14 protein-coding genes and 1 rRNA gene are annotated in these 16,528 nt (G+C 43.4%); 8 read left to right on the top strand and 7 right to left on the bottom strand.

The window, feature by feature from the left end:
- The first annotated feature begins 20 nt into the window (after positions 1-20).
- From dnaE to AACS92_RS16605, 5 genes are all read left to right on the top strand, one after another.
- On the top strand, positions 21-3,503 hold the full coding sequence (gene dnaE, locus AACS92_RS16625) for a DNA polymerase III subunit alpha (RefSeq protein WP_099108901.1): 3,483 nt from the start codon (positions 21-23) through the stop codon (positions 3,501-3,503).
- A 12-nt stretch (positions 3,504-3,515) separates the two neighbouring features.
- The gene (gene accA / locus AACS92_RS16620; protein WP_099108900.1) at positions 3,516-4,475 is read left to right on the top strand and encodes an acetyl-CoA carboxylase carboxyl transferase subunit alpha; all 960 of its coding nucleotides are present in this window, start codon (positions 3,516-3,518) and stop codon (positions 4,473-4,475) included.
- A 151-nt stretch (positions 4,476-4,626) separates the two neighbouring features.
- Complete coding sequence (locus AACS92_RS16615) at positions 4,627-5,544, top strand: DMT family transporter (protein ID WP_099108899.1); 918 nt, start codon at positions 4,627-4,629, stop codon at positions 5,542-5,544.
- Positions 5,545-5,575: 31 nt separating this feature from the next.
- Positions 5,576-6,949: a tRNA lysidine(34) synthetase TilS gene (gene tilS, locus AACS92_RS16610; RefSeq protein WP_099108898.1), complete on the top strand. Its 1,374-nt coding sequence runs from the start codon at positions 5,576-5,578 to the stop codon at positions 6,947-6,949.
- A gap of 554 nt (positions 6,950-7,503) precedes the next feature.
- Positions 7,504-8,001 carry a hypothetical protein gene (locus tag AACS92_RS16605; protein WP_099108897.1) on the top strand — a complete coding sequence of 166 codons (498 nt, stop codon included), beginning with the start codon at positions 7,504-7,506 and terminating at the stop codon, positions 7,999-8,001.
- A gap of 105 nt (positions 8,002-8,106) precedes the next feature.
- Here the strand turns inward: AACS92_RS16605 and rof are convergent, their stop codons facing one another.
- Positions 8,107-8,373 carry a Rho-binding antiterminator gene (gene rof, locus AACS92_RS16600; protein WP_099108896.1) on the bottom strand — a complete coding sequence of 89 codons (267 nt, stop codon included), beginning with the start codon at positions 8,371-8,373 and terminating at the stop codon, positions 8,107-8,109.
- A gap of 313 nt (positions 8,374-8,686) precedes the next feature.
- Between rof and nlpE the strand changes: the two genes are divergently transcribed.
- On the top strand, positions 8,687-9,376 hold the full coding sequence (nlpE, locus tag AACS92_RS16595) for an envelope stress response activation lipoprotein NlpE (protein ID WP_339373557.1): 690 nt from the start codon (positions 8,687-8,689) through the stop codon (positions 9,374-9,376).
- 98 nt (positions 9,377-9,474) lie between these two features.
- On the opposite strand, the gene proS is transcribed toward nlpE, so the two are convergent.
- The 6 genes from proS to metN all read right to left on the bottom strand — a co-directional run bounded on the left by proS (position 9,475) and on the right by metN (position 15,309).
- Positions 9,475-11,196, bottom strand: coding sequence for a proline--tRNA ligase (gene proS / locus AACS92_RS16590; protein WP_099108894.1), 1,722 nt, complete (start codon positions 11,194-11,196; stop codon positions 9,475-9,477).
- Between the two features lie 233 nt (positions 11,197-11,429).
- Positions 11,430-12,146, bottom strand: coding sequence for a tRNA (N6-threonylcarbamoyladenosine(37)-N6)-methyltransferase TrmO (gene tsaA, locus AACS92_RS16585; RefSeq protein WP_099108893.1), 717 nt, complete (start codon positions 12,144-12,146; stop codon positions 11,430-11,432).
- A gap of 34 nt (positions 12,147-12,180) precedes the next feature.
- Positions 12,181-12,573, bottom strand: coding sequence for an Rcs stress response system protein RcsF (gene rcsF / locus AACS92_RS16580; RefSeq protein ID WP_099108892.1), 393 nt, complete (start codon positions 12,571-12,573; stop codon positions 12,181-12,183).
- A 115-nt stretch (positions 12,574-12,688) separates the two neighbouring features.
- A complete protein-coding gene (locus tag AACS92_RS16575; protein ID WP_099108891.1) occupies positions 12,689-13,504 on the bottom strand; it encodes a MetQ/NlpA family lipoprotein in 816 nt (271 codons plus the stop codon).
- A 127-nt stretch (positions 13,505-13,631) separates the two neighbouring features.
- Positions 13,632-14,285 (bottom strand): methionine ABC transporter permease MetI, encoded by a 654-nt coding sequence (locus tag AACS92_RS16570; protein ID WP_099108890.1) that lies wholly within the window; start codon positions 14,283-14,285, stop codon positions 13,632-13,634.
- Entirely contained in the window at positions 14,278-15,309 is a 1,032-nt protein-coding gene (gene metN, locus AACS92_RS16565) for a methionine ABC transporter ATP-binding protein MetN (RefSeq protein WP_099108889.1), read from the bottom strand. The genes AACS92_RS16570 and metN overlap by 8 nt, the downstream gene beginning before the upstream one ends.
- A 188-nt stretch (positions 15,310-15,497) precedes the next feature.
- Here metN and gmhB point away from each other — a divergent pair, with 188 nt between their 5' ends.
- Together gmhB and AACS92_RS16555 are read left to right on the top strand one after the other, a co-directional pair.
- Complete coding sequence (gmhB, locus tag AACS92_RS16560; RefSeq protein ID WP_099108888.1) at positions 15,498-16,064, top strand: D-glycero-beta-D-manno-heptose 1,7-bisphosphate 7-phosphatase; 567 nt, start codon at positions 15,498-15,500, stop codon at positions 16,062-16,064.
- A gap of 370 nt (positions 16,065-16,434) precedes the next feature.
- Positions 16,435-16,528 (top strand): 16S ribosomal RNA (locus AACS92_RS16555); the annotation flags it as partial.

Genomic DNA, 16,528 nt, shown 5'->3' with positions numbered 1-16,528 from the left:
AATAAGTATCTGGACAGACTATGACAGAACCACGTTTCGTACACTTACGTGTTCACAGCGATTATTCAATGATTGATGGCTTAGCCAAAACCGGCTCACTGATAAAAAAAGTCGCCGGATTGGGGATGCCTGCTTTTGCAATCACTGATTTTACCAATCTGTGTGGCCTTGTGAAATTTTATGGCAGTGCCCATAGTTCAGGAGTCAAACCCATCATTGGGGCCGATTTCTATATGGAAAGTGAACAGTTAGGTGATGAGTATGCCCATCTGACCGTTCTGGCCCGTAATAATGAAGGTTATCAAAACCTGACTTTACTGATTTCTGAAGCTTATCAGAAAGGCTATGGTGCGGTCGGCCCGACTATCAGACAAGAATGGCTGGCTAAACACAAGGCGGGGTTGATATTGCTGTCAGGCGGACGCATGGGGGATGTCGGCAAGTTTTTGCTGCGTGGTAACCGCGTGTTAGTCGATCAGTGTCTGGATTTTTATCAGGAACATTTCCCGGATAGTTACTATCTGGAACTTATTCGCACCGGGCGTCAGGATGAAGAATCTTATCTGCACGCTGCGGTTGAACTGGCAGCAGAAAAAAACCTACCGGTTGTGGCGACCAATGATGTCTGCTTTCTGGAAAGCGGTGATTTTGACGCTCATGAAATTCGTGTTGCTATTCATGACGGCTATACACTTTCCGATCCTAAACGCCCGAAAAATTACAGCCCACAGCAATATTTGCGCAGTGAGCAGGAGATGTGTGAGCTTTTTTCAGACATCCCTGAGGCATTAGCAAATAGCGTAGAAATTGCAAAACGCTGTAATGTCACGATTCGGCTTGGCGAATATTTCCTGCCTAAATTCCCGACAGGGGATATGAGTACCGAAGACTATCTGGTCGAAAAATCAAAACAGGGCTTAGAAGAGCGTCTGGAGTTCCTCTATCCGGATCCGGCAGTCAGGGCCGAAAAGCGGCTGGAATATGATGAACGTCTGGATATTGAGTTAAAAGTTATCAATCAGATGGGTTTTCCCGGTTACTTCCTGATCGTGATGGAGTTTATCCAGTGGTCGAAGGATAACGGTGTGCCGGTAGGCCCGGGGCGTGGCTCCGGTGCGGGTTCTCTTGTCGCTTATGCGCTGAAAATCACAGATCTAGACCCATTGGAGTTTGACTTACTGTTCGAACGTTTCCTGAACCCTGAACGTGTCTCCATGCCTGACTTTGACGTCGATTTCTGCATGGAAAAACGTGATCAGGTGATTGACCATGTTGCGGATATGTACGGACGTGATGCGGTATCGCAGATCATTACCTTTGGTACGATGGCCGCAAAAGCGGTAATTCGTGATGTTGGGCGCGTGCTCGGGCATCCCTATGGCTTTGTTGACCGGATATCTAAGCTGGTTCCTCCTGATCCGGGAATGACACTGGAAAAGGCGTTTGCCGCAGAGCCTCAGCTACCTGAAATTTACGATGCGGATGAAGAAGTTAAAGCGCTGATAGATATGGCGCGGAAACTGGAAGGCGTCACTCGTAACGCGGGTAAACATGCTGGTGGGGTGGTCATCGCTCCGACTAAGATCACTGATTTTGCTCCTATATATTGCGATCCGGAAGGGTTGAACCCGGTTACTCAGTTCGATAAAAACGATGTGGAGTATGCCGGGCTGGTGAAGTTCGACTTTCTTGGTCTGAGAACCCTGACCATCATCAACTGGGCACTTGAGATGGTCAATGCCCGCCGTGCCGGAAAAAATCTGGAACCGATAGATATTGCCGCCATTCCACTGGATGATCAGAAAAGTTTCGATATGCTGCAACGCTCCGAAACGACCGCTGTATTCCAGCTTGAATCCCGTGGCATGAAGGATTTGATCAAACGTCTGCGTCCTGACTGTTTTGAAGATATGATCGCACTGGTGGCCTTGTTCCGGCCGGGGCCTTTGCAATCGGGAATGGTGGATAACTTTATCGACCGTAAACACGGACGGGAAGAAATTTCGTATCCGGATGTTGAATGGCAGCATGAAACGCTGAAACCTGTACTGGAGCCAACTTACGGCATCATCCTGTATCAGGAACAGGTCATGCAGATTGCACAGGTTCTGGCAGGTTATACGCTTGGCGGGGCAGATATGCTCCGTCGTGCGATGGGTAAGAAAAAACCGGAGGAGATGGCTAAGCAGCGCTCAGTCTTTGAAGAAGGGGCTATAAGTCAGGGAGTTGATGGCGAACTTGCGATGAAAATCTTCGATTTGGTGGAGAAATTCGCAGGTTATGGTTTCAATAAATCTCACTCTGCTGCTTACGCGCTGGTTTCTTACCAGACATTATGGTTAAAAGCGCATTATCCGGCAGAATTTATGGCTGCGGTAATGACAGCGGATATGGATAATACAGAGAAAGTTGTTGGTCTGGTGGATGAGTGTTGGCGCATGGGGCTGAAAGTCCTGCCACCGGATATCAATAGCGGGTTATACCATTTCCACGTCAATGATGAAGGCGAAATTGTTTATGGTATTGGCGCAATCAAAGGCGTCGGTGAAGGGCCGATTGAAGCCATTATCGAAGCACGCCAGAAAGGCGGGCATTTTAAAGAACTGTTCGATCTGTGTGCCCGTGTTGATACTAAAAAGCTGAACCGTCGTGTGATGGAGAAGCTGATTATGTCAGGGTCATTCGACAGGCTGGGGCCACATCGTGCTGCTTTGATGTCTTCGCTGGAAGATGCCCTGAAAGCGGCGGATCAGCATGCTAAAGCAGAAGCCACTGGGCAGGCTGATATGTTCGGGGTACTGGCTGAGGAGCCTGAACAGGTTGAACGCTCATATGCCAGTACACCTAAATGGCCGGATCAAGTGGTATTGGATGGCGAGCGCGAGACGCTGGGATTATATCTGACAGGCCACCCGATCACCGGTTATTTAAAAGAAATTGAACGATATACGAATGGATTACGTCTAAAGGATGTGAATCCAACACCCCGTGGTCAGGTAACCACTGTGGTAGGTTTGGTACTGGCATCCAAAATTGTGACGACTAAACGAGGTAATCGGATTGGTATCTGCACATTGGATGATCGTTCAGGACGGCTGGAAATTATGTTGTTCTCCGATGCCCTGGAAAGATATCAACATTTGTTAGAGCAGGACAAAATTTTAATCGCAACCGGACAAGTCAGCTTTGATGACTTTAGCGGTGGGCTTAAAATGACAGCGCGAGAATTAATGGATATCAGTGAGGCGCGTGAAAAATTTGCACGCGGGCTTGCTATCTCGTTATCAGACAGGCAAATTGATGAGCAATTATTGAACCGTCTCTGTGGTGCACTGGAACCACATCGTTCAGGCACGATACCGGTTCATCTTTATTACCAGCGGGTAGATGCCCGTGCCCGTTTACGATTCGGGGCAACATGGCGGGTAACTCCAACGGATACCCTTTTGACAGATCTGCGAACTCTGCTGGGTAGCGAGCAGGTAGAATTAGAATTTGACTAAAATAGGAACGTTATGAGTCTGAATTTTCTGGATTTTGAACAGCCGATTGCTGAGTTGGAAGCGAAAATCGATTCGCTCACTGCGGTTAGCCGTCAAGATGAAAAGCTAGATATCAATCTGGATGAAGAAGTCCAGCGTCTGCGGGAAAAAAGTGTCGAACTGACTCGCAAAATATTCTCTGATTTGGGAGCGTGGCAGGTTTCTCAACTGGCACGTCATCCTCTCCGTCCCTATACGCTGGATTATATTCAGCGCATTTTCACTGACTTTGAAGAGCTGGCGGGTGATCGTGCCTATGCAGATGACAAGGCTATCGTCGGTGGTCTGGCACGTCTTGAAGGCCGTCCGGTCATGGTTATCGGGCATCAGAAAGGCCGTGAAACAAAAGAAAAAATCCGTCGTAACTTTGGTATGCCATCGCCGGAAGGTTATCGCAAGGCTTTGCGCCTGATGGAAATGGCTGAGCGCTTCAAACTGCCGATTATTACTTTTATTGATACCCCGGGAGCATACCCTGGAGTGGGGGCTGAGGAACGAGGTCAGTCGGAAGCCATTGCCCGCAACTTGCGTGAAATGTCCCGTCTGTCTGTGCCGGTTATCTGTACTGTTATCGGTGAAGGTGGTTCTGGTGGTGCTTTGGCACTGAGTGTCGGTGATAAAGTGAATATGTTGCAATACAGTACTTTTTCTACCATTTCTCCGGAAGGTTGTGCGTCTATCTTGTGGAAAAGTGCAGAAAAAGCGCCTTTGGCAGCAGAAGCGATGGGAAATACCGCTCCCCGCCTGAAAGAACTGAATCTGATCGATACCGTGATCCCTGAGCCGTTGGGTGGTGCGCATCGCAACTACGATATAGTGGCAGAATCACTGAAAACCCAATTGTTGTCAGATCTTGCTGAGCTGAGCGAACTGGATAGTGAAGAGTTGGTTAACCGCCGTTATGAGCGTCTGATGCAGTACGGTTATTGCTAATACCCCTCGTCTTTTGACCATTTTGTCGCAGGTGGAAGTATTGGAGAATAATAATTCTCCATTATTTCCACCTGTTTTATTGAGTATGGGAAAAAATCAGTAAAACTATATCTATTGCAGCACTTAAAAAAATAACAAACTGGGTTTTGCTATGGCCAAATATAAATATATTATTTATGCGTTTTCCTGTGTGTTTATCTGGAGTTTTATCCCTTCTATATCGCGCTTTGGTCAGAAAGAGATGGACCATTTTCAATTTTTATTCTGGTCAAATGTGCTGTCTGTGCTGGCGGTTTTTTTGGTTGCAGTGATGATGGGAAGAAACTGGAAGGATCTTATATTTGTTCCTTTTCCTGTCATGATTAAGGTTTTCATACTAGGTGCTCTGGACTGTTTTTTTTATCTGCTGCTGTATTATGGTTATTCCATCGAAAACGGTGTTGCTGTTTTAGTTATTCAATATAACTGGCCGTTGATGATAATCGGGTTATCGTTTTTCCTGTTTAAAGAAAAATTGTCTATTAAGCAGATGATAGGCATGGCAATTGGCTTCATCGCAGTTGTGATTACCTTTACTCAGGGGAATATTACTGAGATTTCTGTGCAGCATCCGCAAGCTCTGCTTCTGGTCTTTAGCGGAGCATTCTGTTTTGCTCTGTTGTCTGTTTTATCAAAACAATTTGCCATTGATCCTTATATCAGTACGTTTTGGGTATTTGTTAACTCAACTGTCGTTTCTCTTATCTTTTTATTGGCATTCAGCAAATTCAACTGGCCTGTGGGAGATTCACTGATGCCAACAGTGCTGAATGGCATCATATTAAATGGAATATCCTATATTATCTGGTTCAAGGCCATGAGCAGCCCTGATTCGCCTAAAATAGCTTCAATATTATTTTTAGCACCGATATTGTCGATGATGTGGCTGATTTTGTTCTTTGGTGATGAGTTTGTTCCGGCCTACGTAGTAGGATTAGTGCTTGTGATCATATCCGGGATACTTTGCATCAGTGCAAAAAATAAAGCTGATACACAAAACAAACTGCCGGACGATTTAATTGAGGACTGACTTTTCGGTCTGAAAAAAGAGTTTATCCACAATGAATAATATCTATGAGCCTCTGATGCTGAAATTAGCTTATCAGATAGGGGCACATAAAAAATTTTTAGTCGGGTTTAGCGGTGGATTAGATTCCACCGTTCTGTTGCATTTACTGGCTCGTCTGCGTCAACAAGCTTTGCAATCATGCAGTGATAAACAGAACGCATTCACATTAAGGGCAATTCATATTCATCATGGTTTAAATATAAAAGCAGATGAATGGGTTGCTCACTGTCGTCAGATTTGTGCAGATTGGCAGGTTGATTTTTGTGTTGAAAAAGTGTGTTTGGATAGCCGTAAAAAAGGTATTGAAGCCGCCGCTCGTGATGCCCGTTATCAGGCTTTTAAACATGAATTGCGGCAAGGGGAAATTCTGTTAACAGCACAACATCTTGACGATCAGGCTGAAACATTTTTGCTGGCATTAAAGCGGGGAAGTGGTCCGGCTGGGTTATCTTCCATGCCTGCTGCTATGCCTTTTGCTGAGACAACATTAATTCGCCCATTGCTGAATATTAGCCGGGCAGAATTAGAACTCTACGCGCAGGAACACAGGCTAAAATGGGTTGAAGATGATAGCAATCAGGATGATCGTTATGATCGCAATTTCCTGCGTTTGAATATCATGCCGTTACTCAATCGGCGTTGGCCACACTTTTCGCAGGCGGTTTCCCGTAGTGCAGATTTATGTGGTGAGCAGGAGCAATTGCTGGATGAGTTGCTTGAGGAATCGTTAAATGCACTGATAACCCCGGAAGGATCAATGTCTATTCTGCCACTGGAGACATTTTCTGAGGCGAAACGTAATGCACTATTGCGTCGATGGCTCAGCCGGTACGGAGTGAAAATGCCATCACGTGAACAGCTTCAGCGAATTTGGGCAGAAGTGGCTCTTTCCCGGCAGGATGCCGAGCCGAGTTTCAGATTGGGGCAGCTTGATATCCGTCGTTATCGTCAGCATTTATGGTTGGTTCCTCAGTACCAGTCGCTTTCTGGTATTGTTATTCAATGGAATACAAAGCAGGAACTGCAATTACCTGATGGGCTGGGAGTGCTTTTCATTTCTGAAGATAAGGAAACTGAAAGAGAGGCCGTTAATATCAGGTTACCGAGGAATGATGAACGGGTTACGATCCGCTTTGGCATTCAGGCAAATATCAGCATCGTAGGGCGGCAACATTCCCGCCATAGCAAAAAATTATGGCAGGAGTTTGGTATTGCTCCCTGGCTCAGGGAAAGGACACCGTTACTCTATTATGATGACAAACTTATTGCGGCTCTGAATGTTTTTGTGACAAAAGAAGGCCAGTGTCAGGCTGATGATCGGCAACTTTCCGTTTTGTGGCAGAAAACTGTGTCTGCTACTCCGTAATTCAATCGTTGTAGTTTGGTGAAGTAAGGCTTTAAGAGGTTACATTAGAAATAATGCAACCTTTTTATTTGGTAAATTCAATGCACTACATTGATTTTTGTTGGTAATATATAAAGTTGAAATAATTTAATGTTGAAAATATGTGAGAATGTACTAGATTTTAAAATATAAGTTAATTCTTAATCGGGAAAGTGGTCTTAAATTTAAAACAGGCAGTGTTGTCAGAGTGGTTGATAATTAAATAAAGATAATTATACATTAAAATTTTAACTGGGATTTAAAACGCCATGAATAATTGTGTTTATTCTTAATTTTAATGTCTTTTTTTTAAAAAAATATATCAAAATAAAATCCCTTTTATTTAAAAATTTGGTGAAGTTGGGAGATCGACAGTTATTGGGAACGGTAGAGGTCATGGTGTTTGGGATAATACCGAGTAATTTTTTTTATTGAATTTTTATCTCTGGATTATAAATAAAAGCTATGTTTTTATCATTTGATTGCATAGGGAAATTATCTTCGATGATTATTTTTTTGAAGATTAGGAGTTAATTATGAAAAAATATAAATGGTTAGTATTAATATTGACTGCGGTATGTTGTTCATTTTCTGCTAATGCTGGAAATGGAGAAAAGAAAGCTGAGTCTAATAATAAACCTGATATTAGCATCGTCAAATCAGTTTCTTTATTGACAAAATCAAATCAGGAGGAAAATGGAAGTGTGATTGGATGTGGTTCGGGTTATGTGGTTGGGTTCTTTGTCGCTCCATTTGATAAGAATACTTGGGCAGTTTGGTTATCAGATTCAGGAAGGTGGGCCTCCAGTGCCAAGATTTATTGGGCATACGGCCGAGCAAAAAACGATAATGATGGTGGAAAAAGTATTTATGCAGCCCTTTTAGCTGCTCAGGCTAGTGGACAAAAGGTAAATATCCGTGATGATGGCTTCGGTGATGGAGACATACAACATATAAAATGTGAAAAAGTCCATCTTACGCCAAGCGTATACACAGGCTCAAAATTTGACTCTGTAGAAATTTGGTTCCCATAACAATGAAAAAATATACTTCTCAACGATAAAAGTCCTCACATAGAATGAGGACTTTTTGTTATGCGGTAATTCTTTGTTGTGTAGTAAACGTGTTAACTACGTCATTTACAATGAAGAATGCTCAACAACAATCGTGCCAATTTCTGGATTACTGAAACTGATAATGTGATCCAATCTTAACTCACGGGTTTCTTCACTTGATTCTATGAGAATATATTCGACTTTTTTTCTCAAAATCAATTTAGTCGCTTTTCCTTCAAAAATTTCACCACCACGCAGCTGAACGTGTAAATGAAGCTGGTGTTGGCAAGCTAGCTCAAGGCTTTCATAATCATCACAGTTAATGGGTTGATATTCAGTATCTATAGACATATTCGCTCACCACTATGTTAGTGGCGGTTATCGTGCCGCCCGCGATTGACCAAACTCAGATGCAAAAAAATGCTACCTACGACTATAGCACAGTAAGTTTTTCCTGATGACTGTGACTATATAAGTTTGTTGAGTTACATTGAAAAAGCCAGTAGGTTAAAGCCTAACCTTATCATTAGGCAACAAAATTACGTCATATTAGCGGGTTTTGCACTGTGTATTTTGAGATACGGTAAAGTAATGTCAAAGCTGTTCATGTCTTATGTGGAACTCATGTTAAAACGGGACTTTCTGCTGCACTTATTGGATGAAAATGATGAATAAGAATATATTGCTTGCTTTGGTTGCATCGGGTGTATTGACTGCGGTTGGATGTCAGACTAATCCTCCTGTACATCAGGTTGATTCGACATCCCCCAATAAATTTACAATCAACGAGAAAGTGTTTAAAGGCGTGATACCTTGTGCTGATTGCGCAGGTATTGAAACTACCTTACAACTTGCGAAAGATGGTTCGTATATTCTGGAACAAACTTATCTGAAATCGGGGCAAGAAGAGCCTTTTTTTGATACAGGCCATTGGATCGTCAACGGTAAAAAAATAAACCTGACCAGTGGAGAAGAAGGTAAAAAAGCGTATTACCAGATGAAGGGAGAAAATCTGGTTATGCTGGATATAAATGGTGAGCCAATCCAGTCCAAATTGAATTATGAACTGACAAAAGTCACTCCTCAAAAACTGTCTGGAGAATATATCTATTTTGCAGATAGTGCGACGTTTACGGAGTGCCGTACAGGGAAACGCTACGATGCATCGGAAAATATCGATCTGGAGAGGGGTTACAGCGCAACAGGTGTTGAAGGTGGCAAACCTGTTTATGTCGAAGTAGAGGGATATTACACGCTTCGCCCTTCAATGGAAGATGGATTATTTGATAATGCACTCATTCAGACAGGTAAAATCCATTTTGATAAGTCCTCTTCCTGCCAGACTAAAAAGTAAGCGGCGATAGAAAATATTCTGACATACAAAAAAACCTGCGCACTGAGTACGCAGGTTTTTTATTACTGACTTTGCCTGATCGCAAGATCAAGGCTTAATCATGATTGCTTGATGTTACTTTTCAGGTAGTCAACCACGTCTTCCAGTTTCAGCATCTGCTTATCACCGGTACGACGGTATTTGTATTCCACTTCGTCGTTATCGAGATTGCGATCACCAATAACGACAGTATGTGGGACGCCCATTAATTCCATATCGGCAAACATGACACCCGGACGTTCTTTGCGATCATCTAAAATGACATCAATACCACTAGAACGTAAGTCTGCATAAAGCTTTTCTGCTACTTCTTTGACACGATAAGATTTATGCATGTTCATTGGCAAAATGGCTACCTGGAATGGGGCAATGGCATCTGGCCAGATAATACCGCGATCATCGTGATTCTGTTCGATAGCCGCCGCGACAATTCGGGTGACACCAATTCCGTAACATCCCATAGTCACAACCTGATTATGACCATCTTCGTTCTGTACGGTAGCTTTCAGTGCATCTGAGTATTTGGTGCCGAGCTGGAAGATATGGCCGACTTCAATACCACGCTTGATCAATAACGTGCCCTGACCATCCGGACTGGCATCACCTTCAACCACATTACGGATATCTGCAATTTCTGGCAGAGGAAGATCACGTTCCCAGTTAATACCGAAATAGTGTTTATCATCAATGTTAGCGCCCGCACCAAAATCACTCATAACAGATACTGAGCGATCAATAATCACAGGCATAGGCAGATTAACAGGGCCTAAAGAACCAGGGCCGGCGTTGACGATAGCCCGGATTTCTTCTTCTGTTGCGAATTGCAGTGGACTTGCGACTAAGGCCAGTTTTTCTGCTTTGACTTCATTTAATTCATGATCACCACGAACCAACAAAGCAACCAGTTTGTGTTCGCTTTCTTCTGCAGCATGAACAATCAGAGTCTTGACCGTTTTTTCAATCGGCAGGTTGAACTGTTCTACCAGTTCCGCGATGGTTTTCGCCTTTGGTGTATCCACCACACGCATATCTTCTGTCGGAGCAGCGCGTTCTGCGGATGGCATAACGGCTTCAGCCAGTTCAATGTTAGCGGCGTAGTTAGATTCTGTGGAGAAAACGATATCATCTTCACCGCTGGCAGCCAGAACCTGAAATTCGTGAGATGCACTACCACCAATGGAGCCTGTGTCAGCCAGGACAGCGCGGAAATCCAGCCCAATGCGGGTAAAGATCTTACTGTAAGCATCGTACATCTTATCGTAAGTCTCTTGCAGGGATTCCTGAGTGGTATGGAAAGAGTAAGCATCTTTCATGATGAATTCGCGTGAGCGCATCACGCCAAAGCGTGGGCGAACTTCATCACGGAATTTAGTTTGGATCTGATACAGACTTAGTGGCAGCTGTTTATAAGAAGTCACTTCATTGCGAACCAGATCAGTGATGACTTCTTCATGGGTTGGCCCCAGAACAAAAGGACGGGCACCACGATCTTCAAAACGCAGTAATTCCGCACCATATTGTACCCAACGACCACTTTCCTGCCATAAATCTGCTGGCTGAACTACCGGCATGGAAACCTCAACCGCCCCGGCATTATTCATTTCGTCACGAACAATGTTTTCAACTTTTCTCAACACGCGGACACCGGTTGGCATCCAGTTGTACAAACCTGAAGCGAGTTTACGGATCATTCCTGCACGAAGCATCAGTTTATGACTGACTACTTCTGCATCAGCAGGCGTCTCTTTCAAAGTAGACAGCAAATATTGGCTAGTACGCATAGTAAGTTTCCATTGGACAGCAAATTGCTTCTAGGTGGCAATGAAGACAGAGCCACCGAACCCAAAAATAAAGTAAACCGTTAGTCTACCAGTGAGTTTGTGATGTCAAAAGGAGTTTTATCCCTTTCATCTTTCAAATTGTCTCTTTGTTGGCTGCACTCACTCACCCCAGTCGCATAGTTATCTATGCTCCTAGGGATTCGTTCCCTTGCCGCCGCGATACAATTCGAAATCTATTGGGGATAGCGGAGTTCGATAGAAACTACTTCTGTTATGGCACCATTAATTAACCAACGGACATTAAAATCCAGAATATGAGCAGCGTATATGCGGTTTTCCTGCTCTTTTTTGCGGTAGGCCGGACGCGGATCCTGAGCCAGAATCTGGCAGATAAAGCGTCGTAATTGCGGATAACTTACCTGATGGCATAAAAGTTGATGTTCTGCGTTTGAAGAAAAACAGACCTCCATATCTGTATTTGGTGCTTCCTGAGCAAATCCTGCTTTGGCATCAGGGCGTGATTCAGCAAAAGGCAGATAAGGTTTAATATCGAGTACGGGAGTTCCATCCACCAGATCCAGACTGCCAAGTTGCAGTAGCACGCGATTGTTCTGATAATCAATCCCTTTCAGTTCAACTAAAGACATCCCAATCGGATTAGGGCGGAAAGTTGAGCGGGTGGCAAATACACCCATTTTGGCATTGCCGCCTAAGCGGGGCGGGCGAACCAGCGGGTTCCAACCTCCATTCATCGTTTGGTGAAAAACGAAAACAATCCATAAATGGCTGAACTGTTCTAATCCCCGTACAGCATCCGCCTGATTATAAGGAGCGAGCAATTCGAGTTGCCCCGTGCCATCTTCCACCAAACCCGGCTGACGGGGAATGGCAAACTTCTCTTTATAAGGAGAATGAATGGTTCCTATTTGAGTAAAATGAAAATCTGCCATGAGCCTTTTTTAGTACCAAATTTATAATAAATAATTAATTCGTGGTTCTTATTGCTGTACCTTCGCAGATAGCTATCTGGTAACAGCCCTGGCCAGACATAATGGCACATTGGTGAAGCAAGACGGCGTTAGCATTCAGGCGGGAGGCTTTTGTCAGCATCTTCTGCCGTGCAGTTGCGATACTGGCCGGAGGATCCTGAAATGTATTACGACAGGATTCACCAGCAACAATACCAAGATCTTTAAATGGTGAGCCCAACAACTCATCTGGTTTTTTATAAAGCCGGACATAAGTTGCCTCTTTATTTCTGAGAGCTGGGTATTGTTCAGCTTCAGAGCCTTGTCTGTCAGTTTTATTAATCTGAGTTGGCGATGAAGTACACCCAACTATAAAAAGCACCATGAAACAGACAGGTAACATACGCATTGAGCTTTATCCTTATTGCGGTTGCATCAGTGAGTGTGGGATTAATTCTAATAAAAAGGGGCGGATATCTTTATCCGCCCCAGAATTTTAATCTTGATTGTCTAAATATGAAAGATTACCAGCCTTTTATTGCTCCGCCCTTGAAGACTTTCTGAGCTTCCTGCTCAACTTCAGGAGATTGGTAGGCTTTCACAAATTTTTGTACATTTTCAGCATCTTTATTATCTTCACGGCTTACGATGATATTCACGTAAGGTGAATCTTTATCTTCAACAAAAATCCCGTCCTGTTCTGGTGTCAGACCAATCTGCCCGGCGTAAGTATTATTGATAAGAGCCAGCGCGATTTTTTGATCGTCCAGAGAACGAGGTAGCTGTGGTGCTTCCAGTTGAACAATATCCAGTTGTTTAGGGTTACTGGTGATATCCAGAATCGTTGGCAGCAGACCAACACCCGCTTTCAGCGTGATAAGACCCTGTTTTTGTAATAACAACAGAGCACGGCCCTGGTTGGTCGGATCATTCGGGATAGCAATTTGAGAACCATTCTGAAGTTCATCCAATGATTTTATCTTTTTAGAGTATGCAGCCATTGGAAAGATGAAAGAGTTACCCACAATCGCCAGTTTATAGTGACGTTCTTTTATCTGCTGATCTAAATAAGGTTTGTGCTGGAAGACATTAACATCAATGTCTCCTTTGCTCAGTGATTCGTTTGGCAGTACATAATCATTGAATGTTGTCAGTTCAACATCAAGGCCATATTTCTCTTTCGCTACTTTTTTCGCGACTTCAGCAACTTGTAATTCAGGCCCTGCAATAACACCGACTTTAATATGGTTTGGATCTCTCGGTTCCTGACCACAGCCAGTAAGTGCTAGTGTGCCTAATAAAGCCCCGATGACGGCAATGGATTTCAATTTCACTGACATATTTTTACCCCTATTGAATACTGATTAAATAACCTGTCTTATTAAATTATCGTACTACTATAGTGAGGCTTTTGAATGTAAGCCCTAATAATAGGTGCCGATAATGGCACCTTTTGTTGAAATAATCTTATTTACGATTTACAGCCTTAACTAAATAGTCGCCGCCTAACTGAATCAGGAAAACCAGAACAACTAATAATGCGAGTACCGTATTCATCACCGTTGCATTGTAGCCAATATAGCCATATTGATAACCAATCTGACCGAGACCACCCGCACCGACAGCGCCACCCATCGCTGAGTAACCAACCAACGTAATCAGAGTAATTGTGGCCGCGTTGATCAAACCGGGTAATGCTTCAGGTAACAAAATCTTTTTCACAATCTGAAGTGGAGTCGCGCCCATTGCACGTGCCGCTTCAATCAACCCTGATGGGATTTCTAATAAAGCATTTTCCACCATACGGGCAATAAAAGGTGCTGCACCAACCGTTAAAGGAACAATCGCCGCTTGTAATCCGATTGACGTTCCTACAATCAGCCGGGTGAATGGAATCATCCATACCAGTAAAATAATGAACGGAACAGAGCGGGTAATATTTACCAGCGCAGAAAGAATACGGTATAGAGTACCATTTTCTATGATTTGACCAGGACGAGTGACATACAAAAGCACTCCCGCTGGTAAACCAATCACGAAGCCAAAAAAGCCGGAAACAAAAGTCATCACGAGAGTTTCCCAGACTCCTTTAGCTAATAATAAAATCATTCCTTCAGACATAACCGAGAACCTCTACTTTCACATGATGCTCTTTTAAAAACGTAATTGTTGATTCAATGCTGCTGTTCTCACCATCCAATTCAGCCAGCATAACCCCGAACTTAACCCCACCGGCATAGTCCATCTGAGAACTCAGTATGCTGATATCGATATTAAAACGACGAACTGCCATGGAAATTAATGGAGCATCAACTGATTTACCTGTAAATTCCAGTTTCACTAATGGGCATTTATCCGATGCAGGTTCAGACTGCAACTTTTGCAGATAATCTTCAGGTATATCCAAATGTAACGTAGACTGAATAAACTCCTGAGCCACAGGCGTTTTCGGATGGGAAAATATCGCGCTGACCACATCCTGCTCAATCAACTGCCCACCACTGATAACGGCAACCTGATCACAAATGCGTTTAACAACATCCATCTCATGGGTAATCAGCAGGATGGTTAACCCTAAACGACGATTAATGTCTTTCAATAATTCCAGAATAGAACGGGTTGTTGCGGGATCTAATGCGCTGGTGGCTTCGTCACACAAAAGGACTTTGGGTGAATTTGCTAAGGCGCGGGCAATGGCGACACGCTGTTTCTGTCCACCAGATAAGTTAGCTGGATACGCATCATGTTTCTCAGAAAGACCAACCAGCTCCAGTAATTCACTGACTTTTTTCTTTATTTCTGCTTTTGGCGTGTTATTCAGTTCTAAAGGTAATGCCACATTGCCAAATACTGTTCTGGATGACAGTAGATTAAAATGCTGGAAAATCATGCCAATATGACGACGGGCACGAGTCAGTTCACGCTCAGAAAGAGAGGTTAAATCTTGCCCGTCAACCAGTACCTGACCAGAAGTAGGGCATTCAAGCATATTCACACAGCGGATTAATGTACTTTTCCCTGCACCAGAAGAGCCAATAACACCATAAATCTGCCCTTGGGGGACATGCAGGTTGATATCAGAAAGGGCATTTATAGAGCGCGTTCCTTGTTGAAATACTTTATTTACCTGGTTCAGTCTTATCATTTTTATGCTTTTTCTCTTATGAGATATAAAAGTGAATAACTTGAAAGCATTTGCAACAAGTCATGAATTGATGTGGATGTTAAGGCGTCTAGACGTCTAAGTCAACTAGGAATAAATTAAATGCTGCATTCTCATTCACTGACAAATCATGCGATACTGTCGACTTTGTACATTCTTGGAGCAATCAGGTGACTCAAGGTATTCCCGCTGTATTTTTAGATCGTGACGGCACAATTAACATCGATCATGGGTATGTTCATGAAATAGATAATTTTCAATTCATTGATGGCACGATTGAAGCCATGCTTGAGTTGAAAAAAATGGGTTATGCACTGGTATTAGTAACAAACCAGTCTGGGATTGCCAGGAAAATGTTTACGGAAGATCAATTCTTGCAGTTAACAGAATGGATGGATTGGTCATTGGCAGACCGGGGTGTTGATCTTGATGGTATCTATTATTGTCCGCATCATCCAGAAGCAAGCGACGAACACTATAAAAAGACGTGTGATTGTCGTAAGCCACAACCGGGTATGTTATTTGATGCACAGAAAACACTGCACATTAATATGGCGGCTTCTTATATGGTAGGAGACAAAATAGAAGATATGTTGGCAGCGAATGCCGCCGGTGTTGGTACTAAGGTCCTTGTGCGCACAGGAAAACCAGTAACAATAGAAGCAGAACAGTCTGCTGATTTGGTTATTAATAGCCTTTCCGACCTACCAAATGTGATAAAAAATAGGCAAAAATAGCCTTTTGGATTAAATTGTAAGCGCTTGAAAAAGAAATTGTAAAAAACGCTTGCGTAAATTCTAAGGCTCCCTATAATGCGCATCCGTTGTCACGACAAACACACAAACAAGTCGAGATGACAAGAGTTGAAAGCCGCGAAAATAAAGGCTTGACACTCTGAGAGGAAAGCGTAAGATACGCAGCCTCGCAACACGGAAGACGCTTCCGGTTGCCACCGCTCTTTAACAAATTAATCAGACAATCTGTGTGGGCACTCGCAAGACACTATCGACATGCCGAAAGGCAAAAAAAGATTCAAGTCTTGAAGAGTGACTGAAACAGTTAATTCATTACGAACTAACAGTAACGATTCTTTGAGCATCAAACTTTTAATTGAAGAGTTTGATCATGGCTCAGATTGAACGCTGGCGGCAGGCCTAACACATGCAAGTCGAGCGGTAACAGGAAGCAGCTTGCTGCTTTG

Source organism: Xenorhabdus sp. KJ12.1 (genome assembly GCF_963876495.1).
GTDB classification, from domain to species: Bacteria; Pseudomonadota; Gammaproteobacteria; order Enterobacterales; family Enterobacteriaceae; genus Xenorhabdus; species Xenorhabdus stockiae.
This window is presented reverse-complemented; position numbering and strand designations above follow the sequence as displayed.